General features: G+C 59.6%; 28 protein-coding genes and 2 tRNA genes. 11 read left to right on the top strand and 19 right to left on the bottom strand.

Annotated features, from left to right (window positions below; all coding sequences use genetic code 11):
- The first annotated feature begins 6 nt into the window (after window positions 1-6).
- The gene (capA, locus tag BUE21_RS09980) at window positions 7-2,082 is read left to right on the top strand and encodes a caprolactamase subunit alpha (RefSeq protein ID WP_073356538.1); all 2,076 of its coding nucleotides are present in this window, start codon (window positions 7-9) and stop codon (window positions 2,080-2,082) included.
- Between the two features lie 100 nt (window positions 2,083-2,182).
- Here the strand turns inward: capA and BUE21_RS09975 are convergent.
- Window positions 2,183-2,259 (bottom strand) — tRNA-Pro (locus BUE21_RS09975).
- Between the two features lie 243 nt (window positions 2,260-2,502).
- Between BUE21_RS09975 and BUE21_RS09970 the strand changes: the two genes are divergently transcribed.
- Window positions 2,503-2,946 carry a universal stress protein gene (locus BUE21_RS09970; protein WP_073356537.1) on the top strand — a complete coding sequence of 148 codons (444 nt, stop codon included), beginning with the start codon at window positions 2,503-2,505 and terminating at the stop codon, window positions 2,944-2,946.
- A gap of 112 nt (window positions 2,947-3,058) precedes the next feature.
- Window positions 3,059-4,285 carry a CaiB/BaiF CoA transferase family protein gene (locus BUE21_RS09965; protein ID WP_073356536.1) on the top strand — a complete coding sequence of 409 codons (1,227 nt, stop codon included), beginning with the start codon at window positions 3,059-3,061 and terminating at the stop codon, window positions 4,283-4,285.
- 167 nt (window positions 4,286-4,452) lie between these two features.
- Here the strand turns inward: BUE21_RS09965 and BUE21_RS09960 are convergent, their stop codons facing one another.
- The 6 genes from BUE21_RS09960 to BUE21_RS09935 all read right to left on the bottom strand — a co-directional run bounded on the left by BUE21_RS09960 (window position 4,453) and on the right by BUE21_RS09935 (window position 8,374).
- On the bottom strand, window positions 4,453-4,812 hold the full coding sequence (locus BUE21_RS09960; protein WP_073356535.1) for a hypothetical protein: 360 nt from the start codon (window positions 4,810-4,812) through the stop codon (window positions 4,453-4,455).
- 172 nt (window positions 4,813-4,984) lie between these two features.
- Entirely contained in the window at window positions 4,985-5,353 is a 369-nt protein-coding gene (locus tag BUE21_RS09955) for a roadblock/LC7 domain-containing protein (protein WP_073356534.1), read from the bottom strand.
- A complete protein-coding gene (locus BUE21_RS09950) occupies window positions 5,350-5,745 on the bottom strand; it encodes a roadblock/LC7 domain-containing protein (protein WP_073356533.1) in 396 nt (131 codons plus the stop codon). Before BUE21_RS09950 ends, BUE21_RS09955 begins: the two co-directional genes overlap by 4 nt.
- A complete protein-coding gene (locus BUE21_RS09945) occupies window positions 5,746-6,288 on the bottom strand; it encodes a GTP-binding protein (protein ID WP_073356532.1) in 543 nt (180 codons plus the stop codon). It lies immediately after the preceding gene.
- Window positions 6,289-6,319: 31 nt separating this feature from the next.
- Entirely contained in the window at window positions 6,320-7,408 is a 1,089-nt protein-coding gene (locus BUE21_RS09940) for a hypothetical protein (protein ID WP_143164493.1), read from the bottom strand.
- Window positions 7,409-7,672: 264 nt separating this feature from the next.
- On the bottom strand, window positions 7,673-8,374 hold the full coding sequence (locus BUE21_RS09935) for a transposase (RefSeq protein ID WP_073356530.1): 702 nt from the start codon (window positions 8,372-8,374) through the stop codon (window positions 7,673-7,675).
- A 119-nt stretch (window positions 8,375-8,493) separates the two neighbouring features.
- Here BUE21_RS09935 and rmuC point away from each other — a divergent pair, with 119 nt between their 5' ends.
- Window positions 8,494-10,005 (top strand): DNA recombination protein RmuC, encoded by a 1,512-nt coding sequence (gene rmuC / locus BUE21_RS09930; protein WP_073356529.1) that lies wholly within the window; start codon window positions 8,494-8,496, stop codon window positions 10,003-10,005.
- A gap of 10 nt (window positions 10,006-10,015) precedes the next feature.
- Here rmuC and BUE21_RS09925 read toward each other — a convergent pair whose 3' ends face one another.
- Complete coding sequence (locus BUE21_RS09925; RefSeq protein ID WP_073356528.1) at window positions 10,016-10,621, bottom strand: isochorismatase family protein; 606 nt, start codon at window positions 10,619-10,621, stop codon at window positions 10,016-10,018.
- A 253-nt stretch (window positions 10,622-10,874) separates the two neighbouring features.
- Between BUE21_RS09925 and BUE21_RS09920 the strand changes: the two genes are divergently transcribed.
- Window positions 10,875-11,477: a C40 family peptidase gene (locus BUE21_RS09920; protein WP_073356527.1), complete on the top strand. Its 603-nt coding sequence runs from the start codon at window positions 10,875-10,877 to the stop codon at window positions 11,475-11,477.
- 22 nt (window positions 11,478-11,499) lie between these two features.
- On the opposite strand, the gene BUE21_RS09915 is transcribed toward BUE21_RS09920, so the two are convergent.
- The 11 genes from BUE21_RS09915 to tolB form a co-directional block, all read right to left on the bottom strand.
- Window positions 11,500-12,225 (bottom strand): ABC transporter ATP-binding protein, encoded by a 726-nt coding sequence (locus tag BUE21_RS09915; RefSeq protein ID WP_073356526.1) that lies wholly within the window; start codon window positions 12,223-12,225, stop codon window positions 11,500-11,502.
- Complete coding sequence (locus BUE21_RS09910; protein ID WP_143164492.1) at window positions 12,218-13,018, bottom strand: ABC transporter ATP-binding protein; 801 nt, start codon at window positions 13,016-13,018, stop codon at window positions 12,218-12,220. The genes BUE21_RS09915 and BUE21_RS09910 overlap by 8 nt, the downstream gene beginning before the upstream one ends.
- Window positions 13,002-14,300: a branched-chain amino acid ABC transporter permease gene (locus BUE21_RS09905; protein WP_234971114.1), complete on the bottom strand. Its 1,299-nt coding sequence runs from the start codon at window positions 14,298-14,300 to the stop codon at window positions 13,002-13,004. The genes BUE21_RS09910 and BUE21_RS09905 overlap by 17 nt, the downstream gene beginning before the upstream one ends.
- 5 nt (window positions 14,301-14,305) lie before the next feature.
- Window positions 14,306-15,259 (bottom strand): branched-chain amino acid ABC transporter permease, encoded by a 954-nt coding sequence (locus BUE21_RS09900; RefSeq protein ID WP_073356524.1) that lies wholly within the window; start codon window positions 15,257-15,259, stop codon window positions 14,306-14,308.
- Window positions 15,260-15,281: 22 nt separating this feature from the next.
- Window positions 15,282-16,067 (bottom strand): serine O-acetyltransferase, encoded by a 786-nt coding sequence (gene cysE, locus BUE21_RS09895; protein WP_073356523.1) that lies wholly within the window; start codon window positions 16,065-16,067, stop codon window positions 15,282-15,284.
- 59 nt (window positions 16,068-16,126) lie between these two features.
- Window positions 16,127-16,564, bottom strand: coding sequence for a PACE efflux transporter (locus BUE21_RS09890; RefSeq protein ID WP_073356522.1), 438 nt, complete (start codon window positions 16,562-16,564; stop codon window positions 16,127-16,129).
- A gap of 80 nt (window positions 16,565-16,644) precedes the next feature.
- Window positions 16,645-16,720 (bottom strand) — tRNA-Lys (locus tag BUE21_RS09885).
- A gap of 109 nt (window positions 16,721-16,829) precedes the next feature.
- Complete coding sequence (locus BUE21_RS09880; protein ID WP_084523145.1) at window positions 16,830-17,684, bottom strand: tRNA threonylcarbamoyladenosine dehydratase; 855 nt, start codon at window positions 17,682-17,684, stop codon at window positions 16,830-16,832.
- Window positions 17,685-17,703: 19 nt separating this feature from the next.
- Complete coding sequence (gene ybgF / locus BUE21_RS09875; protein ID WP_073356521.1) at window positions 17,704-18,462, bottom strand: tol-pal system protein YbgF; 759 nt, start codon at window positions 18,460-18,462, stop codon at window positions 17,704-17,706.
- A gap of 29 nt (window positions 18,463-18,491) precedes the next feature.
- Window positions 18,492-19,061: a peptidoglycan-associated lipoprotein Pal gene (pal, locus tag BUE21_RS09870; protein ID WP_073356520.1), complete on the bottom strand. Its 570-nt coding sequence runs from the start codon at window positions 19,059-19,061 to the stop codon at window positions 18,492-18,494.
- Window positions 19,062-19,120: 59 nt separating this feature from the next.
- Complete coding sequence (tolB, locus tag BUE21_RS09865; protein WP_073356554.1) at window positions 19,121-20,443, bottom strand: Tol-Pal system beta propeller repeat protein TolB; 1,323 nt, start codon at window positions 20,441-20,443, stop codon at window positions 19,121-19,123.
- Window positions 20,444-20,768: 325 nt separating this feature from the next.
- Here tolB and msbA point away from each other — a divergent pair, with 325 nt between their 5' ends.
- The 6 genes from msbA to BUE21_RS09835 all read left to right on the top strand — a co-directional run bounded on the left by msbA (window position 20,769) and on the right by BUE21_RS09835 (window position 26,282).
- Window positions 20,769-22,553 (top strand): lipid A export permease/ATP-binding protein MsbA, encoded by a 1,785-nt coding sequence (gene msbA / locus BUE21_RS09860; protein ID WP_073356519.1) that lies wholly within the window; start codon window positions 20,769-20,771, stop codon window positions 22,551-22,553.
- Between the two features lie 98 nt (window positions 22,554-22,651).
- Complete coding sequence (locus BUE21_RS09855; protein ID WP_073356518.1) at window positions 22,652-22,846, top strand: hypothetical protein; 195 nt, start codon at window positions 22,652-22,654, stop codon at window positions 22,844-22,846.
- A gap of 21 nt (window positions 22,847-22,867) precedes the next feature.
- A complete protein-coding gene (locus BUE21_RS09850) occupies window positions 22,868-23,653 on the top strand; it encodes a hypothetical protein (protein ID WP_073356517.1) in 786 nt (261 codons plus the stop codon).
- A 377-nt stretch (window positions 23,654-24,030) separates the two neighbouring features.
- Window positions 24,031-25,263, top strand: a complete 1,233-nt coding sequence (locus BUE21_RS09845; RefSeq protein WP_073356516.1) for a tyrosine-type recombinase/integrase — start codon at window positions 24,031-24,033, stop codon at window positions 25,261-25,263.
- 220 nt (window positions 25,264-25,483) lie between these two features.
- Window positions 25,484-25,729, top strand: coding sequence for a helix-turn-helix domain-containing protein (locus BUE21_RS09840; RefSeq protein WP_073356515.1), 246 nt, complete (start codon window positions 25,484-25,486; stop codon window positions 25,727-25,729).
- Between the two features lie 298 nt (window positions 25,730-26,027).
- The gene (locus BUE21_RS09835) at window positions 26,028-26,282 is read left to right on the top strand and encodes a hypothetical protein (RefSeq protein ID WP_073356514.1); all 255 of its coding nucleotides are present in this window, start codon (window positions 26,028-26,030) and stop codon (window positions 26,280-26,282) included.
- The last annotated feature ends 64 nt before the right edge of the window (window positions 26,283-26,346 follow it).

Raw genomic sequence — 26,346 nt, 5'->3', positions numbered from 1 at the left:
AATCTTATGACTTATCGATTGGGCGTGGATGCTGGCGGCACATTCACCGATTTCATCCTGGCAGATGATCAGGGCAACATTCACCTCTTCAAGGCCACCTCCACTCCAGAGGATGGCACCCGGGCTATTGCCGAAGGCTTTCAACAGATCGCCGAAAAAATCGGAAAGCCCATGCGTGAAATTCTGGCTGACACCGAACTGTGTGTGAACGGCACCACCGTCGCCCTCAACGCACTGATTCAGCACAAGGGTGTCAAGACTGGCCTGATTTGTACCGCAGGCCATGAAGACTCTCTGGAGATTCGCCTGGGCCACAAGGAAGAGGGCTATCGTTATGACTCTGAATATCCAGCCGCCCGCATCTTGGTCGATCGCCACTTGCGGCGACCTGTGCGTGAGCGCGTCCTGGCAGATGGCAGTGTCCACACACCGTTGAACGAAGACGATGTGCGCCAAGCCTGTGAACTGTTTCAGCGTGAAGGCGTGCAAGCTGTGGCCGTATCGCTGCTGTGGTCAGTCGCCAATGACCGACACGAACGGCGTGCCGTGGAAATTGTGCGCGAGATGTTGCCCGAAGCTTATGTTTCGGCAGGACTGGAAGTATTCCCACAGATGCGCGAGTACACCCGTACATCCACTACCGTGGTGAACGCCTACTTGGGGCCGGTACTCAAGGCGTATGTAGACCGCATCGACCAGTTCTACCGCGAGCAAGGCACTCAGGTACCAGTGCGCTACTTCCAGTCCAACGGTGGCATGGCCTCACGCGAGGCCATGGTCTCGCGCGCAGTCAATGCCATCAACTCCGGCCCAGCCTCGGCACCGATGGCTGGCTCCTACTTCTGCGAGCCACTGGGTATTTCCAACTACATCACCGTCGATATGGGTGGCACCTCGTTCGATATCACACTGACCCACCAAGGCAAAACCAACGTCAATAAGGACATTGACTTTCTGCGCTATCGCATTGGCACACCAATGATCCAGGTCGAAACGCTGGGAGCAGGTGGCGGCTCCATCGCCTGGATAGACCAGATGGGCATCCTCAATGTCGGCCCACAATCAGCCGGTGCACAGCCCGGACCTGCCTGCTACCAACGCGGCGGCACCTTGCCAACCGTCACCGATGCCAATATGGCATTGGGCTACCTCAACCCTGAACATCTGCTGGGAGGCCGACTCGAAGTCGATGCCTCCGCTGCACGCCAGGCCATTGCCCGGCACATTGCCGAACCACTCAATATCAGCGTTGAGAAAGCTGCACATGGCATCTACAACATCGTCAATAACAACATGGCCAATGGCATTCGACGCGTCTCGATTGAGCGCGGTTATGACCCACGCGACTTTGCGCTGGTCGGGGCAGGCGGTGCCACAGGCCTGCACCTGACCGCACTGGCACAAGACATCGGCTGTCGCACTGTATTGGTGCCAAAGCTTGCATCAGGACTGTGCGCCTTCGGCCAGGTGATTTCCGACGTGCGCTACAACCACATGGCAGCCACACCGATGCGCCTTGATACCAGCGCGGATCTCGCTGCCATTGAGGCACGCTTCCTGGAGCTGGAAGCAGCGGCTTTCGAGACACTGCGTGCCGAAGGCACACCAGCAGAACGCATTCGTTTCCGCCGAAGCATTGACATGCGCTACGTTGGCCAAGTACACGAATGCACCGTGGATATCGGTACCCTGCCAGTCGATGCCGCCAATCTGCCACTCATCACACAGGGATTCCACGATCTGCACCAACAGCTTTTTACCTACAACGAGCCCGAAAGCCTAATTGAAATCATCAATATCGAGTGCGTTGCCATCGGTCAAACGCAACCGTTGCAGCCACCCAGACTGGCCGACGGCGGACGTGTGACCGATGCTGTCCGAACGCGCCGCCATATGACCTTCCATGCCAATACGCCCACAGTACTGACCACCGTCTACGATGGTGAACGCCTGGGAGCAGGTGACGTGATTGAGGGCCCGGCTGTAGTCGAAGAACTCACCACCACCATTGTGGTGTATCCCGGCTGGACGTTGCGACTGGATGCCAGCGGTACCTATGTAATGACCCAAAACCAAAATTAGAACTGGATCAACGGGATTGGCCTACTGTGCTAAACAGTTCAAGTCATGGACCCAAATAAAAACGGGTTGCAGTAAATACTGCAACCCGTTGATGGTATGGTGGTCGGAGCGGCGGGATTCGAACTCGCGACCCTCTGCTCCCAAAGCAGATGCGCTACCAGGCTGCGCTACGCTCCGACAAGCTGTAAATTATATGCTATTTTTCAGCCCACTTGGGGAAATGGCAAAAATTTCAGAAAATGCCCCGTCTGCATTCGGTTGCACCAGAAGGCGGCACTATCCGTACAATAGAAACACCCCTGATGGAAATCAAAGTCGCATGTGGGCCACTCCCCCAGAATGGGAGGCAACAGCGACAATGGCAAAGACCACTTCAGACATTCCCGATTGTTCATCACCTGCTACACAAGGAGATACCCTATGTACCAACGAATCCTCGTATCGACCGACGGCTCCGAACTTTCCCAGAAAGCAGCCTCGCATGCGCTGCAACTGGCCAAGTCCACTGGCGCATCCCTGATCGCGCTGACCGTCACACCCGCCTACCCTGTCACCTACCTGGAAGGCAGTATGCCCATCAACGCCGAGCAAGCCAAGGAAATCGAGGCCAAGTGGCGTGCCGAGTCCCAGCAATATGTGCACAGCATCCAGGAAGATGGTGCCAAGCTGGGCGTTCTCGTCACTCCTGTCATTGTGAACAATGACAATATTTCCGATGCCATCCTGGAAACCGCCAAGGAACAGGGTGCCGATCTGATCGTGATGGCTTCGCACGGCCGCAAGGGCATTGCCCGTTTGCTGCTGGGCAGTGAAACCCAACACGTTCTGACCAACGCCAATATTCCGGTACTGGTGCTGCGTTGATGAATTGACATTGGAAGCCGGAAGCGGGATGCTCCTGTACCCGTTCCCGGCCACCATCACGCTCCCAGCAAGGCAGCTTAGGCTGCCTTTTTCCTGCTCCAGCCCCCACAACATGCAAAGCAACTCCTCCACTACCCATGCAGCGGCGGCCTCCCCTCTGCCGCTGGCAGGCATTCGTGTCGTTGAATTCACCCACATGGTCATGGGGCCCACTTGCGGCATGGTTCTGGGTGATCTGGGCGCAGAAGTCATCAAGGTCGAACCCATCGGGGGCGACAAGACCCGCACGCTGCTGGGAGCGGGCGCAGGCTTCTTCCCGATGTTCAATCGCAACAAGAAGAGCCTGGGGCTGAACCTGAAGAGCGTGGAAGGGGTAGAGATCGCTTTGCAGCTTGGTGCCAGTGCCGATGTGGTTCTGCACAACTTCAAGCCCGGCGTGCTGGACAAACTGGGGCTGGACTACGCCCGCCTGCGCCAGCACAACCCAGGCTTGATCTACGCCAATCACAGTGGTTTCCTGCCTGGCCCCTACGAACATCGCACGGCACTGGACGAAGTGGTGCAGATGATGGGTGGACTGGCCTATATGACCGGACGTTCCGGCGATCCGCTGCGCGCTGGCTCCAGCGTGAACGACATCATGGGTGGCATGTTCGGTGCCATTGGCATCCTCGCCGCCTTGCTGGAACGCACTCGCACTGGCAAAGGCCAGGAGGTCGATGCCGCCCTGTTCGAGAACAATGTATTCCTGGTCGGCCAGCACATTCTGCAATACGAAGTGACCGGACAAGCCGCCTCACCAATGCCCGAGCGCATATCACCCTGGGGCATTTACGATATTTTCACCGTGCAGGAGGGGCAGCAGGTTTTTCTGGCAGCCGTCAGCGATAGCCACTGGCAAACCCTGTGCCGGATTCTGGACTGGCCGGACCTTCTGGCCAACGCATCTCTGGCCAGCAATAACGACCGGGTACGCGCCCGCGATGCCTGGCTGCTGGCCGAGTTGCGACAACGCCTGGCGCACCGCTCCATGACAGAAATCACTTCACTGTTCGAGCAGCACGGCCTGCCCTACGCACGCATCACCCGGCCCGAACAATTGCTGGATGACCCCCACCTGACGGCCACGCACGGGCTGGACACCGTGCATCTGGTGGATGGCATTCATGCAGGCAAGCCGGTACACGCCGCATTGCTGCCCCTGCGCCTGAACCATCAACGCCTGCACACACGACACAATCCCCCTGCCCTGGGCGAACATACCCAGGAAATCCTGCACTCACTGGGCATTCCCGATACGGCCCTGCAAGACTGGTACCAGCGCAAGATCATTGCATGATGTGCCTGCATTCATCCCATGCCAAAAAACAAAGACCGCCTGCTCCCTGGATGCGCTGTGCACACCAGCAGAACAAGCGGTCCGAACAATCACGCGACAACGGGATACCACCGCCTATGGCTGACGCCTTCCCGGATACGCCGGTCTTCAATACCTGGATTGCCAGATCAGAAGGCCAGTTCCTTGTCCACATCCTGCACCTTGCGACGAGCCATGGCCAGGTTGGAACGTTGCTTGTCCAGCACCACATAAATGAACACGCCTTCCTTGCGGGAAGCAGGACGGATGATGTGGTATTGCTTGCCCAGAGTGATCAGAATGTCTTCGACCAGATCATTCAAACCCAATGCGCGCATGGTTTTGTTCTTGGCACGCATGACTTCGGTATTGCCGGCTGCGGCCACTTCCATATCCACGCCAGAACCGGCAGAGCCGAGCATCATGCCACTGGTGGAGTCCACGATGGCAGCACACATGGCACCGTCCAGTGTCAGGATTTCATCCAGGGTTTGCTTAATTGTCGCCATTTTTACATTTCCTTTCTGTAGAACCAAGATCAAAAAAGCAGGCAAAACACAATGTTGAATGCTTTGCCCAGTGGGAAGGCCTGTGAGCCTTGAGTGTACGCCATAAGGCATACGCTGAAAAAACCAAACAGATGGAGAAAAACGTGGAAGTGCCCTGACAGCAGGGCCAGAATCAAAGCTGCTGAACCAAGGATTCAATCAAACGGGTATGTGTGCGCCACAAACCCCAGTCAATTGGAGCCTGATGTTCAGAGAGTGCCACAATAATCATTCCGCTACCACATGGCATGGACGTGACACGGCCCTTCGTGTGCAGGAACACACTGATTCGCAAGTCACCAAGCTCGGTGAAAGCCCCAGCCAGCCGACGGTTCAACCGCCAGTAGTCACTGACCGCCTCTCCCAATTGATCCAGCCCCTGCAATCTGCCGGCACTGTGCCAGACCATGCCGGTATCGACCTCCACCAATGCGCAGCCCGAGAACTGGGGCGTCTGCGCCATGCGCTCCACTTCCTCCCGCAAACGCACCCCGATGGTCATGACTGTGCCAGCAGACGCGCCAACTGACCGGCACGGTACATGACTTCGCCAATCAGCACATCAGGCCCAGCCACAATATTGATGACCAATTGAACATCCGAACGGCGCACGGTGAATACCACGGCAAAACCGGCATCCGTGTCAATGGTCACGCTGCGGCTGCGGCCCAGGTGAGCTTCCTGTGACACAACGGAACTGATGGCAGCAATCGAACTGGCCATGGCCGCAATGCGAGAAGGGTCAATGCCATCCCTGGCAGCCGATGCCACATCAAATCCGTCCTCGGACGCAATGACAACGGCTTGCAGGCTGAAGATGTCTGCAAGCAACTTGTCGGCCTCTACCTGTGCCAGCACTCTGACTGCCTCAGGCAATTGACTTAATACCGCCATTTATCGATTCTCCATTAATATGAAAGTTTCCAGTTGTGACAGGAGGGTGTCGATCAATAACACCACATCCTCACGCCGCCGCACATCGACGGGCAATACGGGGAAGACGAAACCACGCTGGCTCAGGGCCTCGCTGTAATCGTCAAGATTGGGGGATGAATGAGATTCCGTGCGCCCCACGCCCACCGCACAGGGCAGCCGACTCAACTGCTCGGCAAAACCATCCACATAGACCAGCATATCCTGCACAGGATCCGGGCGTGAATTGTCGGTCAGGATGATGATTCCAAGGGCATTCTTGGCCAGGATGTCCCAGAGAAAGCTGAAACGCTCCTGCCCTGGCGTACCAAAGAGACGAATGCGATCGCCCGAATCCAGGGTCAGCAGTCCAAAGTCCAGCCCCACGGTGGTGCGTTCCTTGGCCACCGAAGAGTCGTTATTCGCCACATCGGTCACCACCGTCGGGGTATCACTGACACTGGAAATGGCAGTGGTCTTCCCGGCACCCATCGTGCCGGTAAACAATATCTTGTATTCAGTCATGAAAGTATCAGGCCTTTGGCAAGGAAGAGGGTCAGATGCCGAGCTTTTTGCGAATACTGCCGATCAGGCCACGCCTGAAGAAGCCTTGCGAAGATGCAGCCGGTGCTGGATTGTGATCCGTGCCTCCAGGGATGTCCGGAACGTGGGCTGTGGCAGAACTGGTTGCTGCATTGGGCAGCACATCGGTTTGCCCCTGTGACGGCGAGACCAAGGGGGCTGCAACCGCCCCCGCAGCAGGAGCCATGCCGCGTTGCTGCAAACTCTTTTGCAGAAAGGCAGAAGCCTCCTTGGCCACAGAATGCCTGGAAGTGCGCGAGAAACTGGGCATGATGGCACCCACGCCCAACGCAGACACCCGGGATGCTGCCACCTTGGAATCGACCGGCGTTTCTACCGCATTCTGGTGCAGTACCAGCAAGCCCGCTTCCAGCAAAGCATCCACAAAACGCTGGCAACGCTCCAGATCCACGCCCGTCAGCCACTCCAGATCGCGAACCTGCAACGGATGACGCGACAAAAGGGAAGCCATGCGGATATTGAGCGCGTCGTTTTGCAGCAGATGGGTAGGCGGCCATCGCTTCAGCTTGTAATAAGCATTCTGCTCCGATTGTTGCGGCTGCTCGTCCTGTGCCCTGGCGGCAGTGGCAGGGACTGGAGGGGTAGGCACCGTGGCGGCAACAGGTGAAGCAGCCTTCGGTTCGGAACCGACACGATCCAGTGGAGGATCGATGCGAACCTTTTCCTGAGTGGCCGCAACTGCACTGGGGCTGGCACCTGCCTTCGGCGACGCAGCCACGGGAGGCGAGCCGGTGGCTATTTTTTCAGGCAATGAACCGGAGGGTGCAATACCACGCGCCACCGCGCAGGCTTCCCAGACACGGGTCACCCAGACATACAGTGTGTCGGCAGTAAGCGGACGGGCAATGCTGTCGGCATCCTCGGCATCGGTGCCATACGGCACGATACGCAAGACAGGACAGGACAGCGTGCGGCCCACATCGGAGTCCGCAGGCAGCAACAGAACATCACCCACAATGGCATCATAGGGGGCTTCTGTGACCAGATTCCAGCGGGGTTTGGCAAAACTGATTCCATGGCGCAAGGAATGCAGCTGCAACATGGTCTTGATCAAAATGCGGTCTTCGGGCCTGAGCCACGCCACCCCCAAACGCCCGGTGAAATGAGTCTCCACTTTACAGCCCCTTTTTTAAACAGACGAACACGCTGAATCTGTAGGAAAAATACATGTTTCTTACAAAAAACATCAGCAGACACATTTTGGGAAATTTATTGTAAGCGTAATTCGGTTAAAAATTCATAAAGCATGCCGTACACGTTCACTGTGTCGGGGCATATGGAAGCACCGGCACCGACAACGGCCCCATCATGAAGACACAAGCTGCGTCTTGCGCGGCCGCCCGGCCTTGCGCTTCTCCAGACGGCGGCTGGTTTTCAGGCCCAGTTCCTGCACGAAACTGTCACTGCCCAGCACCCAGCCACCCATGACACTCTGTTGGATCTGTTCGGTCATGGTCGATCCAATGCCGGCATCCACCACCGCCTTGTAGGCCGCCTCGCGCCCGAACGGGGTATCGGCCAACTGCCAGAACAGCGGATGGGCGGTCAGGAACCGGCGGCTCTCCTGCCCGACATAGTGCCGATGGCTGGACCAGGCATAATCGACGGCACTGGCAGCCAGCCCCTGGCGCACCGGCAGAATATCCTGAAAAGTCATCACCCCCAGCACATAGGGCGAAGGCTGCACCACCGTGGAACGGAACCGGCCTTCCCAAAGCGTGCCGGTGCGCGCATAGCGTTGGTTGAAGTAGCGTACATAGCTGCGCCCCAGGCCCTGCATCAGCTTGCCCAGCGCAACCGTATCCGGAGGGGTGAGCAACAGATACAAGGCATTGGACAGCAGCACATAGCTGTGCAGTGCGACAGTGTGCTGGCCCAGCACCGTGGGCAGCATTTGCAGGAACGCCTCATAGTCCTGCGTATCGGCAAAAATGGTCTGCGAATTGTTGCCCCGCAATGCCACATGGTGCGGCAGGCCGGGGACGATCAAACGGGGAAGTCGTGCCATGCGGTGACGAAAACCTTCTGGAACAGAAATGGCCAATCGGAAAGAGAAAACCTGCTGCGTGCTCTAGGGCGTTGAGCGGTTAATATCCATTGTATTTCCCCCACCCACTGCCTCACCCCATGATTGCTTCCGATTGGACTGCCCTGCCGCTCACCCTGATTCTGGTACTGCTCGCCGCACTGGCAGGAGCGGGGCTGGGGCGATGGCTGGCACAGCGGCAGGAAGCCCAGCGCAACGCCCAACAGCAGTTGCAATGGCAGGCCCGGCTCGACCAGCAGCAACAGACGACAGATGCCCTGCAAGCGCAACTCACCCAGGCACGAGACACCACACAAACCCTGCGCGAAGAACGCGCCCAGTGGCAGGAACGTGGCCAGCGCGTGCCGGTGCTGGAAGCCCAGTTGCTGTCCAGCCAGCAGGATTTCCATACTGCCCAGCGCGAGATTGCCGAGCTGCAAAGCCGCCTGGCCGCGCTGGAAACCGAGCACGAACTCGGCCAGCAGAATGCTGCGGAAAAACTGCAATTCCTGGAACAGGCTGGTGAACGCCTTCAGGCCCAGTTTCAGCAACTGGCACAGGGCATCCTGGAAGAAAAAACCCAGCGATTCACCGAACAGAACCAGCAGCATCTGGGGCAATTACTGGATCCGCTGCGCCATCGCCTGCACGAGTTTCAGGGGCGCGTGGAACAGTTTTACGACGCGGAAGGCAAGCAACGCGCCGCCCTGTCGCAACAGGTACACGACCTGATGGGACTGAACCGCCGCCTCAGCGACGAAGCCCACAACCTCACACAAGCCCTGAAAGGCACCACCAAGACCCAGGGTAACTGGGGCGAAATGCTGCTGGAGCGCGTGCTGGAGCAGGCCGGGCTGCGCAAGGGCAGCGACTACGAATTGCAACCCTCGTTCACGCTGGAAGATGGCAGACGCTCACAGCCCGATCTGATCGTCCACCTGCCACAGGAACGCCATCTGGTGCTGGATGCCAAAATCTCGCTGACCGCCTATGAACGCTACGTCAATCTGGCACAGACCAGCGAGGACAATGGCACCACATCCGAGCGCAAGGCCGCACTGCGCCAGCATATCGAATCCGTGCGCAGGCATATCCGCGAGTTGTCCGAACGCAATTACCAGAAGCTGCACCGCCTGCAATCGCTGGATTTCGTCGTGATGTTCGTACCGATCGAACCGGCCTTCATGCTGGCCATCCACGAAGACGAACGCCTGAGCCAGGAAGCCTGGGAGCGCAATGTGCTGCTGGCCACCCCCTCCACGCTGCTGTTCGTGCTGCGCACCATCGCCCACCTGTGGCGACAGGAGGCACAGACACGCAACGCACAGGAGATCGCCAAGCGTGGTGCGGAACTCTACGACAAGCTGGCCGCCTTCGTCACCGAGATGGAAAAGGTCGGCCAGCAATTGCGCATGGCCCAAAGCTCCTACGACAGCGCGCTGGCCAAACTCAGCCAGCAGCGCGGCAACGTCATCCGACAGGCCGAAATGCTCAAGGAACTGGGCATCCGCCCCAGCAAAAGCATTCCGGCATCAGTGCTGCTGCACGCCGTGCAAGTGGGTGCAGGCGAGGATGCCACAGAGGCACAGGCCACACCACCGACGATGACCTGAACCATCCGAATTACTTGATGAGTTCCAGCATTTCGCGGAACCGGGGGTTTTCCGCCGAGCGGCACCACTCAAAAGCCACCATTTCAGTCGTGACCAGTTCCGCTCCCGCAGAGGCCAGCCGGTCAAAGGCCGCATCGCGGTTGCGCTCGGTACGCGAGCTGCACGCATCCGTCACCACCCAGACCACGAAATCCTCTTGCAGCAGTTCCAGTGCAGTCTGCAACAGGCATACATGCGCCTCACAACCGGCAATCACGATCTGGTCGCGGGTTTCGCCCTGCTCCTCGCGCGGCCTCTGCAAATGCTTGGGCAGGCTGCGGGCATTGCCCGATGGCTGGCGAACGGGCGGACGCAACACTTCCAGCAAGCCATCGTAGCCTGCACCGAAACACATCTTGGCCACAGTCTGCTGACACAGTGCGCGGATGACATCGGCATTGACACCGAGTTTTTCGGGGTTCTGCTCCGTGCCCCAGCAAGGAACCTGGAACACCTGCGCCAGCTTGCCCAGCGTCACGGCATTGTCCAGCACCTGCCCATGTTCATGGATGGCAGGCATGAGCTTCTCCTGGTAATCCACCAAGACCAGTTGGGATTGATCGGCTTCAAGCAACATCGGCAAACATCCTTCTTCCAATTGGAGATAAAAAACCGTAAAAATGATGAAAACAGCGTGTATGCTAGCGGGAATCGCTCACACCAGCGACAAAAGCCGTACACGCAGTGCCCTGTTCCCGCATTCACGCTCTGTCCGCCCATGGCGAGCGCGGTCTTTCTCACCGAAAATCAACAAAAACATTCAATCAAATCAAATAATTGAATGTTTTTTCTGATTTTCAATTTATCATCATGTGCTAATATTCTGCCCCATGAAAAAACCAGCCATTTCTTCATGCCTTGCAGCCCTGCTTCTGGGACTGTCCTCTCACGCCAGCCATGCCTCCCCCCTCGCCGACGATCCGCTGGGGGCTTTTGCGCAGAAACAGTTGAAAGCTGCCACATCCCTTCAGTCCCTGCCGGGCAGCAGCACCCCCACCACAGCCGGTCGGGCACAGCTTCAGGCTCCACGGGCACGGCATGGTACAGAGCCAATGTCGCATGTGGTGGTCACGGCACTGGGTTATCTGGGCAAGCCTTATGTCTATGGTGGGCAGAGCCTGGACAAGGGTTTTGATTGCAGCGGCTTTGTGCTGTCGCTCTACCAGCGTTCACTGGGCCTGAAACTGCCGCGCACCGCCGCCGAACAGGCCCATGCCACCGAGAAGATCGAAAAGCACGAACTGGCCCCCGGCGATCTGGTGTTTTTCAATACCATGAAACGCCGCTACAGCCATGTGGGCATTTACCTGGGCAATGGCCGCTTCATCCATGCACCGCGCGCGGGCGCAGTGATCCGCATTGAGAACATGGAAATCAGCTACTGGAAGCAACGCTTCAATGGTGCCCGCCGGGTGACCACTGCTTCTGCCTGAGCCCCTTCCACCACATCCACTTTCACCCCGCCACCTCCAGCCACTGGCGGCTGAGCGTGGCATCGGCCAGCAACTGTGCTGGAGTGCCATCAAAGACGATGCGACCATGTCCCATGAGCAGGCAGCGGTTGGCAATTTCCAGCGCGAATTGCAGTTTCTGCTCCATCAATAGTACGGCCACTCCGCGCTCGCGCAGGGCCAGCATGAACCGGGCAACCTGTTGCACCATCTGCGGGGCCAGTCCTTCGGATGGCTCATCGATCAGCACCAGTTGCGGGTTTCCCATCATGGTGCGGCACAAGGCCAGCATCTGCTGCTCGCCACCCGACAAACGCCCGGCCTGCACCGCCGCGCGTTCACGCAGTACCGGGAAAAGACTCCACGCATCGTCCAACATCCACCCGGCCGCAGACGCAGAGCGTTGGCCGCCCGATTTCTGCCCCAGCAACAGGTTTTGCAATACCGTCAGGCGCGGAAAAATATCGCGGTTCTCGGGCACATAGCCAATGCCAAGGCGGGCGATTTCAAAAGGCTTGCGCCCGACCAGATCAACCATGCCCGCTGCTGCCGACCAGCGCACCATCCCTTGGCACGCGATCAGCCCCATGATGGCCTTGGCGGTGGTGGAGCGGCCCGAGCCATTGCGGCCCAGCAAGGCGACGATGTCACCCGGCTGAATGCAGAAATCCACGCCATGCAGCACATGGCTTTTGCCGTATCCGGCGTGGAGATCGCGCACTTCAAGCATGGTTTTCCTGCCCGTTCGGTTCGTCTCTCAATGGTGGCAATGCGCCCAGATACGCTTGTTGCACGGCAGGGTTGTCGCGCACGGCCGCCGGGCTGTCGCAGGCCATGATCTGGCCTTGCACCAGCACGGCAATGCGGTCGGCCAGACCGAAGACCACGTCCATGTCGTGTTCCACGACCAGCAGGGTCTTGCCTTCGGTGATCTGGCGAATCAGTGCCACGAAGTGGCGGGTTTCGTCCCGGCTCATGCCTGCGGTGGGTTCGTCCAGCAGGATGACGGATGCGCCCCCGGCCAGCGTCACGCCCAGTTCCAGGGCACGTTGCTGGGCATAGCTGAGGTTGCGCACGGCCTCGTGGCGTTGCGTCTGCAAGCCCAGTCGCTCCAGCCACTGCGCCACTGCGGTATTCAGGCGCGGCTGACGCGCCAGAAAATGCCAGAAGCTGTAGCGGTAGCCCTGCGACCACAGCAGGGCGCAGCGCAGATTCTCCTGCACGCTGAGCTGCTCGAACAGGCTGCTGACCTGAAAGCTGCGCGCCAATCCAAGCCGGTGGATTTTTTCGGGGCGCATGCCCTGTATGGGCCGACCCAGCAGGCGAATCTCCCCGGCCGAAGGTGCAAGCGCGCCGCTGATGAGGTTGAACAGCGTGGATTTGCCCGCCCCGTTGGGGCCGATCAAGGCCACGCGCTCTCCCGCCCGCACCGCCAGATTCACGCCCCGGATGATGGCCGTCGCGCCAAAGTGGCGATGAATGTCGCGCAGTTGCAGCACGGGCGCATCATGCGTCATGGGCATCCCCGCTTTCAATGCGCTGCCAACGCTGGCGCGCACGCCGTTGCGCGGCCACCAGCAGCCCCAATCCGGTCAGGGCTGCCAGCACGGCCAGCGTCCAGTCGCGGGGCGATGCCACGTCCAGCACCAGCCCGAGAAAATGCAGTTCATGCCCAGTGATGCTGCCCAGTTGCAGGTGGTAAAGCATTTCCACCAGCACGGCAGTGGCCGTCACCGCCCATGCCGCAGCCAGCCACAGACCGAGATAGGGCATGGCCATCGACCCCACGCGCCGCTGGCGCACCACCTGTCCATGCCAGCGCAAGATGCCCACCACACCGGAAGGCGCGAACATGACCATCAGCATGAACAGCAGTCCCAGATAGAGCTTCCAGGCGAGGGTGAACTGCGACAGGCCAATGGTGGTCAGCACCATCAGCACTGCGCCGATGATGGGGCCAACGAACGCGCCCACCCCGCCCACAAAAGTGAACAGCAGGTAGGCTGCCGAGCGTTCATGACTGAAGCTGTCGGAAGCGGTGACCATCTCCAGATGCAGGGCCATCAAGGCCCCACCAATGCCCGCAAAAAAGGCAGAAATCACCAGCGCACGGTAGCGCACACGTTGCGGGTCATAGCCCACGAAGGCGACGCGCTGCGGGTTGTCGCGCACGGCGTTGAGCATCCGCCCCAGCGGGGTGCGGGTGAAGGCGAACATCAGCGCAGTACACACCAGGCACCAGAGCGCGACCAGATAATAGAGTTCGACAGGGGGGCCGAAGCTGATGCCCAGCACCGGCTCACCCACCACGCGGTCGGTGGCAATGCCGCCCTCTCCGCCGAATACGCCCGGCAACATCAGGGCCACTGCCGCCACCAGTTCACCCAGACCCAGCGTAATCATGGCAAAAGTGGTTCCACCCCGGCGCACGCTCACAAAGCCCAACACCGCTGCCACGAGTGCCGCCGCCAGCCCACCAACCAGCGGCAACAGGCTCACCGGCCACCAGAATGCGCCGTCTCCCACCCGGTTGAGCACATGCACGGTGGCAAACGCCCCCATGCCGACATACACGACATGGCCAAAACTGAGCATGCCACCCTGCCCCAACAGGATGTTGTAACTGAGGCAGATCACCACCAGGTAGCCGATTTGCGTGAGCATGGTCAGAGCCAGACTGCTGTCGAACAGCCACGGTGCCACCGCCAGTGCCGACGCAAAACCAAGCCAGATCGCCCCAGCGACGCTGCTGCGGCTCCAGAAAGACATGCCATCGATGGCCGTATTGCGGTGCGGCTGCTTCATGCCCATCACCCCTCGCGCTGGCCCAGCAGGCCACGCGGGCGCAATACCAGCACCAGTACCAGCAGCGCGTAAGGAAGGATGGGAGCGATCTGCGCCAGCGTGATGCGCAACAGCGGATACGACCAGTTGCGCTCGTTCACCGCCACCCCCAGCAGGTGCAGGCCATCGAGCAGCGAGACATCCAGCACCACTGCCAGATTCTGTAACAGGCCGATGAGCAGCGAAGCCAGGAACGCCCCGCCCAGCGACCCCATGCCACCCACCACCACCACCACGAAAATGATCGACCCCACCGACAAGGCCATGCCCGGCTCGGTGACGTAAGTATTGCCACCGATGACCCCGGCCAGTGCCGCCAGTGCCGCGCCACCGCCAAACACCAGCATGAAGACACGCGGCACATTGTGTCCCAGGGCCTGCGCCATCTCCGGGTGCGTGAGCGCGGCCTGAATCACCAGTCCCAGCCGGGTGCGCGTCAGCACCAGCCACAACCCGCCCAGCATCAGCACCGCCACCAGCATGATGAAGGCCCGCGAACGCGGGAATTGCACGCCAAACAGCGAGAACAGCGACCCCTGCAAGGCGGGAGGCAACTCATACGGAACCGACGACTTGCCCCACACCAGTTGCACCAGCTCCAGCACCAGAAACGACAGACCAAATGTCACCAGCAATTCGGCCACATGCCCGTGGGCATGAACCCGCCGCAAGGCATAGCGTTCAAACAATGCACCCAGCCCCCCCACCGCCAGCGGAGCCAGCAACAAAGCAGGCCAGAAGCCCAGCACCTGCGAAATGCTGTAGGCCAGATAGGCTCCCAGCATGTAAAAACTGGCATGGGCGAAGTTGATGACCCCCATCATGCTCATGATGAGCGTCAGCCCGGCACTGAGCATGAACAACAGCAGGCCATAGCCGATGCCGTTGAGCAGCGCGATCAGCAGCAGTTCCATGCCCATGTCGCGCCCCTGCCCGCTGCCGTCACTTGCCGATCAGATCGCGCAGCCGATCTGCCTGGGAGCCTTCGGCAGGCGCATCGGTCTGTGCCGCAGCCGGGGGAGGTGGCACATCGGCCGCCAGGCCACTGCGCAAGGATTCCAACGCCTGCCACAGCAAGGCCACCTGCTCCTCATGCGTCGCAGCGGCGTCGATCAGACCCCGCAGCGTTTGGGCCACCGGGTCATCGCCCTGCGTCACCCCATAGGCACTGAAGCCCTTGCGCGAGGCCGCCTGCTCGCGCTGTGCATCGGTCTTCTGCACGATGATGCGTGCCGGATTGCCCACCGCCGTGGCTCCAGCCGGCACCGCTTTGGTGACCACCGAATTGCTGCCGATCTTCGCACCATCGCCCACCGTGAAGCCGCCCAGCACCTGTGCACCGGCTCCCACGATCACATCCCGGCCAATCGTCGGATGGCGTTTGCTGCCCTTGGTCAGCGACGTACCGCCCAGCGTCACCCCCTGATAAATGGTGGAACCATCGCCCACCTCGGCCGTCTCTCCAATCACCACCCCCATGCCGTGGTCGATGAAGACACGCTCGCCAATGCGCGCACCAGGGTGAATCTCGATGCCCGTGAGCCAGCGGGCACAGTGGGAGGTAAAGCGTCCCAGCCAATGCCATTGCCGCTGCCAGAACCAGTGGGCCAGCCGATGCAACACGATGGCGTGCAGCCCAGGGTAACAGGTCAGAACCTCCCAGGTGTTACGCGCAGCAGGATCGCGTTCAAGCACGCAGCGGACATCGGAGCGCAGACGGGAGAACATGGGTCAATATTTCAACGTGGGAATAAACAACCAGCCTGCCATTATGACAAACTGCCCGATCAGGCGGCTACTGGCTGGGCAGAAGCCGGTAGGCCAAACACCTTGTCGAAACACCAGCTGAAGACAAAGGTGTACACCAGAAAAAACACCATCAGCGCGAAATCCATCACAAACGCATGCCACAGGCTGACCTCGAACCGCCAGGCAAACAGGGGCACCAGAAAGAATACCAGCCCGCCTTCAAACCCGATGGCATGCACGATGCGTCGGCGCAGACTGCGCCCCTTGACCTGCTGGCGTGCCTCCCACCGCTCGAAAAACAGGTTGAAGACATAATTCCAGGCCATCGCAATGGCCGATGCAGCCACCGCCGCAGGCAGTGCCATGTGAACATCGTGGCTGCTGGCCAACGCCAGCCCCAGACTGGAGACCGCAATCGCAATGGCCTCGTACAAGGCCACATACACCACCCGCCTTTTGATTCCCTGTAACTGCATCGGAATACCCCTTGGAGACACACCCTCTGAACAGAAAAGCAAAAAGGGCTGCAAGGAAAAACCTTTGCAACCCTTTGAATTGGTGGGACGTACAGGGGTCGAACCTGTGACAAACGGATTAAAAGTCCGCTGCTCTACCAACTGAGCTAACGTCCCCACTTTTCGTAAAAAGCTTCGCTTCTTGCGAAAGACCGAGATTATAGCACAAGCTTGCACACAGAATTCCTGTACTTTCCCAAAAAATACGCCTGGCCAATCGGTTGTATCAACCACGCTTGCGCGCCAACTGCTGCATGATCCAGCCCGCTGCCGCCATGCCAAAACTCGCCGTCACCGCCACGCTGGAGCCATAGCCTGCACAGTTGAGGCTGTGGTCGGCCTGCACCTCGCACGCCTGGCTGCCACCATCGGCCGTATCGGCCTGGTGTGCGCGCACCACGGCTTCGCGGCTGAATATGCACGGAACGCCCAAGGGTTTATGGGGGCGTTTTTCCGCACCGTAATGTTTGCGCAAACGGTAGCGCAACTGCGCCAGCAGCGGATCGTGGGTCACGGCTCCCAGGTCGGCAATTTCCATCTGGTGGGCACTTTTTCGCCCGCCTGCCGCACCGACACTGATGAACGGCAACCGTTGCTGCCCGCACCAGTACGCCATCGCGGCCTTGGCCCGCACCTGATCGCAGGCATCGATCACAGCGGTCAGGGAACAGGCCCCGAGAATCTGGCCCACATTGTCTTCATCCACAAAGTCTTCCACCTCATGCACCCGGCAGGATGGATGAATCAGGGCGATGCGTTCGCGCATGGCCTGCACCTTGGGTTGCCCCAAGGTCAGGCTGGTGGCGTGGATTTGCCGATTGATGTTGGATTCCGCGACATTGTCCAGGTCCACCAGCACCAGTTGCGCCACACCGCTGCGCGCCAGAGCCTCCGCTGCCCATGAGCCTACACCGCCAATGCCCACCACTGCGACCCGCGCCTGGGCAATCTGCTGCGCTCCCTGGCGACCGTACAGACGCGCCAATCCACCAAATCGGCGTTCAAAATCAACTGCATCGGCAGAATGGGAGAAGCCACCGGCTGGCACTGCGGCAGCCGGCTCTGGCAATTGCACGGTCATGCGCTAAATGACACCCGCATCAGCGCAGACGCGAGAGCCGTTCCCTGGCGGCCACTGCCGCTTCGGAATCGGGATATACGGTTACCAGATTCTCCAGTGTCTTGCGGGCCGCATCGACACTTTTGAGTTCGATCTGGCTGTTGGCAATCGACAGTGCCGCTTCCGGGGCGCGTGCGTGTTGCGGATTGCTGGCCAGCAAGGCATTGAACTGCTCAATGGCTGGCTGGTACTGGCGCGTGGCATAGTAGGCATTGCCCAGCCAGAAACGCGCAGACGCGCTGTAGCCACTTTGCGGGTATTGCCTCAGAAATGTCGTGAACGCATCTCTGGAAGATTCGAATTCACCCTGTCGCAACAGGTTCAATGCCGACTCGTAGGCCTGCTGCTCGGCAGGCTGTGCCTGAAAGGCCATGCCATCGGATTCGACCGGCTTCGGCTCGAACTGGCGCAGACGGCTGTCCACTCCCTGCTGGTACTGTTCCACCAGCCGGTTGAGTTCTTCCTTCTCGCCACGCAATGTCGCAATTTCAGTGCGCAGGGCACCAATCTGGTTCTGCAAGTCCAGCAGGCTGTTGCGCAGTTGCTGAATCTCGTTGAGCGTATTCTGATCGGCTGCCTGCAACTGCTCAGACCGCGCACGCAAATCCAGAATCGCGCGGCGGGCATCACCATCTTCAAACAGCGCGTGGGACGCACCCGAAAAAGCCATCATGACGATGGCTGACAAGACGCGAAGGCGGGTACGGTTCAGAGCGGAAAGAGAATTGTATCGTTGCATGGCAGGAATCTTGCGGACGGGTTACGGCGTCACTGACGCTGGGGAGGCAGGTTGTAGCGGATTTCCACCCGGCGGTTCTGCGAGTAGGCGTTTTCGTCATAGCCGGTCACAGCGGGTTTTTCCTTGCCATAGCTGACAGGCTCCAGACTGTTGGCGGGCACGCCCAGCAGATCGAGTGCCTGGCGCACGGCTTCGGCACGTTTTTGCCCCAAGGCCAGATTGTACTCACGACCGCCGCGCTCATCGGTATGCCCTTCGAGCATGATGACACGGGTGCGGTTGGCCCGCAGAAAATCTGCATGGGCCTGGAGCACCGACTGGAAGTCAGGGCGGATGCTGTAGCTGTCGAAGTCGAAATAGATCGTGTGGGTGATATTGGCTGGCCCCTCACCCTGAACCTGACTGGCCGTGGTCAGGTCGATTCCCGAAATGCTGGAGCCGGAAGGGCCTGAAATATCCGTCCCCAGGCTGGAAACCTCTCCCCCAGGGATTGCGCCAGACGTGCCCGTGGCATCGGGGTCTTGCAACTTGACCCCGGAACTGCACCCGGCCACCAGCACGGCCAACGCAATCATGGAATAGGACAGTGGCTTAAACATCTGAAAAGCTCCTCAAAAAACCGCTTTGCGGCAAAAAGTATGATGTGACAACGAGAAAATCAACGCTGGATCGGTCCCCAATCGGGTTCCCGAATCTCCCCTCCCTGACCCGACAGGCGTGCCTTGATCTTGCCATCCAGTGTGGTGGTCATCAAGGCACTGCGTCCGCCTTCACGGGTCGCATAGACAATCAACTGGCCGTTGGGCGCGAAGCTGGGGCTTTCATCGGCACCGGTGCTGGTCAGTGGCGTCACCGTGCCCGATGTCAAATCCATGACATGCAGCCGGTATCCTCCCGACACCCTGGAGATGTACGCAAGCTTGGTGCCATCGGGGCTGATGGCAGGTGAAATGTTGTAGTTGCCCTGGAAGGTCACGCGCTGCGCACCGCCGCCCATGCTGAGCACCCGGTACACCTGGGGCGAACCGCCACGGTCACTGACAAAATAGATGTAGGAGCCGTCGCTGGAGAAAGCCGGCTCGGTATCGATGCCCGCACTCTGCATGATGCGGGTCGGCTCGCCCCCCGACGCGCTGATGGTGTAGAGTTGCGAGCGTCCATCGCGTGTCAGCGTAACGGCCAGACGCTGGCCATCGGGCGACCATGCCGGGGCACTGTTGGAGCCACGGAAGTTGGCCACCAGCCTGCGTCGGCCATTGGCCACTTCGTGCACATACACGACGGGCTTGCGCGACTCGAACGACACATAGGCCAACTGGCTGCCGTTGGGCGACCACGAGGGCGAGATGATCGGCTCCGGGCTGGTCAATGCCGCCTGGGGATTCTCGCCATCCGAATCGGCCACCCACAGGGTATAGCGTGCTCCCGATTTGGTGACATACGCCAGGCGCGTGGAAAACGCACCGGGCTGGCCAGTGACTTTCTCGTAAATGAAATCGGCAATCCGGTGTGCCGCCAGCCGCAGGTCGGCAGCGGGCACCACGAAACTCTGGCCGCCGAGGTCTTCTGCCTTGACGATGTCCCACAGGCGAAAGCGGATGTCGAAGCGGCCATCGGCAGTGCGGTGGATGCTGCCAGTGTTGAGCCACTCGGCTGTACGCTGCCGCCACATCGCCAGGTCCGGGCGAGAGAGTTCGTCCAGCTCCACGCCAGTGGCATTGACGATGCGAAAAATACCGCTGCGCTCCAGATCGGCCTGGACAATGCTGGAAATCTTCTGGGGGGCTGCCGCCTCGCCCTTGAATACCGGCAGGGCCACCGGATACTGCCGCCCCTCGTAGCCCGAAATCTCCACGCGCAATGCCTGTGCCGACAGCCCAGGCACCACGCCCAGAGCCAATGCGCCGCCAATGACATTGCGCCGCTTGATGCGTGCTGCCAGATCGCCCACAAAACCATTGCCCAATGAAATCAAATTCATATTTTTCATACACATCCAACCGAACATCTGCGTGGCACGCGCCAGATTGCTTTCAGAGCCTGAAAACGCGAAATTATGTGCCATAAAACCCAAAATTGCTTCAGATTATGCCCGGCAGTAGTGCCTCGAAACAACAAAAACGTTCCCTCTATCGTTTATCTCACCCGCACCTTCGGGTGCATCCGGCTTGGGAAACGCTGATTCATTCCGCCCGAGAGAGAAATGCGGCGGCCGGGAGGAATGAATCAGCGTTTCCCTTGGCCTGCCATTGCGTTCTGGTGCCAATTCATGCCGGAATGCCGATAGCCTCTAGAATCTCTCCCTTATGTCTGCCCCCGACTCCACCTCCACCGCAGTGCCGACAGAGACCCCGGCACTCCCCCTCAAGACCCGGCTGGCCCGGCTCACCCCCTACTTCAGCCAGCAACGCTGGGCCTGGGCACTGGCCCTGCTGGCCACCATCGTGGCCGCTGCCACCGAACCGCTGATGATGTCGGCACTGGAGCCGATTCTGGATGAGGGCTTCACCGCAGGCACACTCAGTCTGGTGTGGATTCCGGTCATGCTGGTGGGCATCTTCATCGTGCGCGGCATTGCCCAGTTCACCGGCCAGTACTGCCTGGCACGCATCACCAACGATGGCATGCTGCAAATACGCACCCGCCTGTTCGAGCGCATCATGCTCAGCGACATGGGCCTGTACCGCCACCACTCGGCCAGCAAACTCGCCAACACCATCGTCTATGAAACCCAGAACGGTGCATCCCAACTGGTGCAGGCCCTGTTGAGCATCTCACGCGACGGCTTCACCCTGCTGGCCCTGCTGTCGTACCTGCTCTACAAGAACTGGCAACTGACCCTCATCATCGCGCTGATGGTGCCATTCGTGGCCTGGGTCATGAAAACCCTCTCGCGCCGACTCTACCAAGTCACCAAACTCAGCCAGCACGCCACCGACGAACTCGCCTATGTGGTCGAGGAAAATGCGCTCGCCTACCGCATGATTCGCCTGCATGGCGCACAACAGCAGCAGATCAGCCGCTTTGGTGGCCTCAGCCGCCGCCTGCGCCAGTTGGCCGTCAAAAGCACCATTGCCTCTGCCGCCATGACCCCCACGACCCAGGTCATGGCCTCCATCGCCCTGTCCGCGGTCATCTGCATTGCCCTCTGGCAAAGCCGCAACGGCATCAGCGGCGCGAACGTCACCGTCGGCGGCTTCGTCTCGTTTGCCGGTGCCATGCTGATGCTGATCGCCCCCATACGCCGTCTGACCGATGTCGCCAACCCGCTCACGCGTGGCCTCGCCGCCCTCGAACGGGGCCTGGCATTGCTGGACAACAGCCCCACCGAACCCGAAGGACAGCACCGCGCCACCACCGTGCAAGGCCACCTGGCACTGCGCAACGTCAGCGTCCAGTTCCAGCCCGACGCGCCCGCAGCCCTCTCGCACCTCGACCTGGAAATTCAGCCCGGTGAAATCGTCGCCCTGGTCGGCCCTTCCGGTGCAGGCAAGACCACGCTGGTGAACCTCATCCCCCGCTTCCTGGAGCCTACCAGTGGCGAAATCCTGCTCGACGGTGTTGCCCTGCCGACCTGGCAACTCGCCAGCCTGCGCCAGCACATTGCCATGGTCAGTCAGGACGTGGTCATGCTGCACGTCAGCCTCGCCGAAAACGTCGCGCTGGGCAGCACCCCGGATCGCAAGCGCGTGCTCAAATGCCTGCAAGCCGCCAACCTGGGCAACTGGGTGCAAAGCCTGCCAGACGGCATCGACTCCCTGGTCGGCCACAACGCCTCGCAACTGTCGGGGGGCCAGCGGCAACGGCTGGCGATTGCCCGCGCGCTCTACAAGAACGCCCCCATCCTGATTCTGGACGAAGCCACCTCTGCCCTGGACACCCAATCCGAACGGCTGGTGCAGGATGCCCTGCAAACCCTCATGCAAGGCCGCACCACCATCATCATTGCGCACCGTCTTGCCACCATCGAACATGCGCACCGCGTCATCGTCATGGATCGGGGGCAAATCGTCGAGCAAGGTACCCACCAACAGTTGCTGGCGAACCAGGGACTTTACGCCAGCCTCCACCAGGGAAGCCATCAGCCATGAAAAAACACCCTTTGAAAACCGGCAGAAGTTGGGCTAAACTGGCCCAAAACCATCCCTCGTTTTTCGTGCGGCGACTTTATTGACCGGAGGTTTTCACCATGGGCATACTCAAATCATTGGGACTGGCTCCCAGCCAGCGCGACAAAAAACTCAAGGAACTGGTTGCCCAGTCCTATGATTCCGTTCGGGTCGTGGGCAGAGGAACCGTCAAGATCGATCCGCAGGAAGTCAGCCGATCCGACGAATTCAAAAAGGCACGCGCCCAGGCCAAGGCAATCGTCGCTACCCGATAAAAGCGGGAGCATTCCAGTGCCATGCTGCTGTTGTTGATCTTTCCTGTCTTGGTGGCGGGGTTTCTGGCCTGCCATCTGCACCCGATATACGCCTACCACCTGCACCGTTACGAAGGCCAATACCTCTATCTCAAAAGTGCCCAGCTCGGCATCCAATGCCTGGCCATTGCGTTGATCGCCGCCTTGACCGCCCACTTCTGGCTACCCAGCTCCCTGACCATCGGCAACACCCGCATCAGCCTGGCACTCGCTCCCGAACTCGCCACGGCCATGCAGACCGCCGGTGTGGCAGCAACGGCCACAGAAGCGAGCAAACTAGCGTGGTTCTTCATCCTCTCCGTATTGACGCTGGGTGCCGCCTTCATCATCAAAGGCTGGGGACACCTGAGCCTGCTGCGCCGCTTTGGCACGCGCAACGCCAGAGTATTTGTCATTGGCGAACTGCTGGAAGACAGCCCACTGGACAACCTGCTGTTCAAGCTCTCGCTGCACAAAGATAAATATGCCATGCTGACGATGAACGACCGCAAGGTATACGTAGGCAAGGTCATCAGCCTGGGAGAACCATCGGAGACCAGCGGCATGGACCAGGACATATCCATCATGCCGCTGATGAGCGGCTACCGCCACAAGGATGACCTCACCGTCAAATTCACCACCCACTACGACGAAACCGAAGCCGCCATCTACCTTTCCCTGCGACAGGATGCCATCGTCTCGGCTACCGAATTCGATTTCGAGGCTTACCAGAACTGGAACCCACCAAAGGACAGTGAATCACCCGAAATTGCTGCCACATCCATCTGACAGACAAACAAAAACCACCTTTCGGTGGTTTTCTGGATAGGAACAATCTTGTATTTGGCGGAAGCGGTTACTATCGTCACGTTGGCTTCCTTCGTACTTAAGGGAGTTGACCACGCGGTCGGGACTGTTGGCGCAGTCGCCGGCCGCATCTTTTCAGGCGCTCATAAGCAGTTCGTAAGCGCCTGCGGTAAAGTTACGACAAGTTCCACAAAACAAAAAGCGAACGCAACCCATTGACCTGTAAAGGTACGCAAGGCTTACAATAGCTGCTTAAAGCGGGGTAAAGCGGTTGACCGGGAAACTTGAAAACCGTCGAAGGTTTACGCCTTCCGTGAGTTCGAATCTCACCACAACCGCACCAGTCAGCGAGGCGCTATATGCCTAAGCTGACGAAGAACTACATCGACAAGATCACCGCGCCCGCTGACAAGGAGGCGTTCCATTGGGACGACTCGCTCAAGGGGTTCGGCCTCCGGGTCACTCCTACCGGCAAGATCACCTACATCGTGCAGGGGCGCGTCAACGGCAGTTCGCCCCGTATCAGCATCGGCCCGCATGGGGTCTTCACCGTCGATCAAGCCCGTGATGTTGCCCGCGAGCACTTGCGCAGCATGCGCATGGGCATCGACCCTCGCGCCGTTGCCAAGAAGGAAGCGGCACAGCGCGTCACCCTCCGCGATGTTGCGGACGGGTACAAGCGCGACCGACCGTTAAAGGACAGCAGCAAGGCCGAGATTGAGCGCCATGTGACCACAACCTTCGAGGCATGGCTCAAGAAGCCGCTCAAGGACATCAACCGCGAGGCGGTCACAAAGCGCTTCAACGAGATCAAGACCAAGGGCACGACGGGCAACGGCCCGGCACCGGCGCAAGCCAATCAAGCCTTCGCGGTGCTGCGCGCCTTGTTCAACTACGCCATCCGCGAATACCGCGAGCCGGACGGAACGCCGGTGCTGACGGATAACCCCGTCGATGTGCTCTATAAGAAGTGGGTGCCGCTGAAGCCGCGTACCAGCCGCGTGCCAGATAGCAAAGTCGGCGCGGTGTGGTCATTCCTCACCCATGCTCGCGATCAAGCCTACAACCGCGACACCCTGGCAAGCATCGACCTTGTGATGCTGCTCATGCTGACCGGGCTTCGGATCGGAGAATGCTGCGCACTGGAATGGAGCCGGGTGAACCTTGAGGAAGGCTGGATTCACATCCCCGACCCGAAGAACAGCAACCCCGTATGGCTGCCGCTATCCACGCAGGCGGTGGAACTGCTCAAGACCCGGCAGCGCATCAAGGGTAGCCCGTTCGTGTTCTCGTCCTGGGGCAAGGCTGGGCACATCAAAGACCCACGCGACACCATGAAGAAGGTCAGCGAGGCCGCGGGTACGAAGATCACGCCGCACGACCTGCGCCGCACCTTTACGACCATCGGCATCGCCAATTGCGGCATCGACCTGCACAAGGTCGAGCTACTGACGAACCATGTGCCAAAGGGTGTGACAGCGCGCCATTACCTTGAGACTTCGCACCTGCAATATCTCAAACCTGAAACGCAGCGCATATCCGACTGGATCGAGCAGCAGGCGGTGGCGGTAAACGACCGTTCGGAAAACTAAACAGTTAAAAATATCAAACACTTATCATAAAGCGCTGCTATAGTAACGCCAACTAACTCGCTTTCCAGTTCGAGCGTGACGCGATAACCCGAAAGGGTTCGGACTGGAGAAGACGCGCTGCATGGGCAGGCGGCGGGTATCAGTCATCTGGAAACAGGTGGCCGATCCCATCGCGCTGCCCATTTGTTTGCGCGCGGTGGACAGTCCGAGGACTCCACCCATGACCACGCTTTCCGCGCTCAGCCCCGACCTGCTGACGAACGAAGAAGCTGCCGCACTGCTCGGCATCAAGCCCAACACCCTCGAAATCTGGCGCACGAAGGGCAAAGGCCCGGAGTTCGTGAAGCTCGGGCACACCAAGTCCGCGCCCATCCGCTACCTGCGCACCAAGATTTTCGAGTTCATCGAGGCGCAGTCCTTCCGCAGTACCAGCGCCTACGCGCCGAACGCCAAACAAGCTGTTTGACGTTCATGGCGACGCAAACCCAATGCAGCCGCGCAACTTGCCGCCCCCGCACACCCGCTGAAAAGCGCTGCGTAAGTCCATCAAGAAAAAAGCCGTCGGGTCAGGACGGCTTGAGAGAGGAACAACATGCACAGCACGTATAGCGTAAGACAAGCCACTTCGGGCGGCTCGGAGAATTTGCAGCGACCAGCGCGGGCGCTACGCGCTACGCATTGCAGCCACCGCCACCCTACTACCGAGCCGGGGCCGATCGCGGCCTATGCAGCCTGCACGCGGCCCGCTGCCGGGGAGGTGCGCAATGGCTGAAATACCACCGCGTGACAGCCAGGGCCTGTTCTGGAAGGACAGCGGCGAACAGGCGCAGCGCAACAAGGCGCTTGAGGACTTCCGCAAGGGCGAGGAAGCCGCCTTGGAACGGGAGCGAGTGAAACGCGGCCTTTCGACGAAGCCGAAGACCGTTGACCCGAACAAGATCAAGTTGGAGTTCGCCATGTCTGGAGATACTGAAACCGCCAAAGTCACTGAAGTTCCCCCACATTACCGGAGGGTATAGAACACTGGATCGGCCATTTCTGGCGTTGGTTTGGAAACAGATTTCTTGCTGCCTTTCCTCCTTT

Source organism: Lampropedia hyalina DSM 16112 (genome assembly GCF_900129055.1).
In the GTDB taxonomy this organism is placed as follows: Bacteria; Pseudomonadota; Gammaproteobacteria; order Burkholderiales; family Burkholderiaceae_C; genus Lampropedia; species Lampropedia hyalina.
The sequence above is the reverse complement of the archived record's forward strand: the minus strand, read 5'-3'. Positions and strand labels throughout refer to the sequence as shown.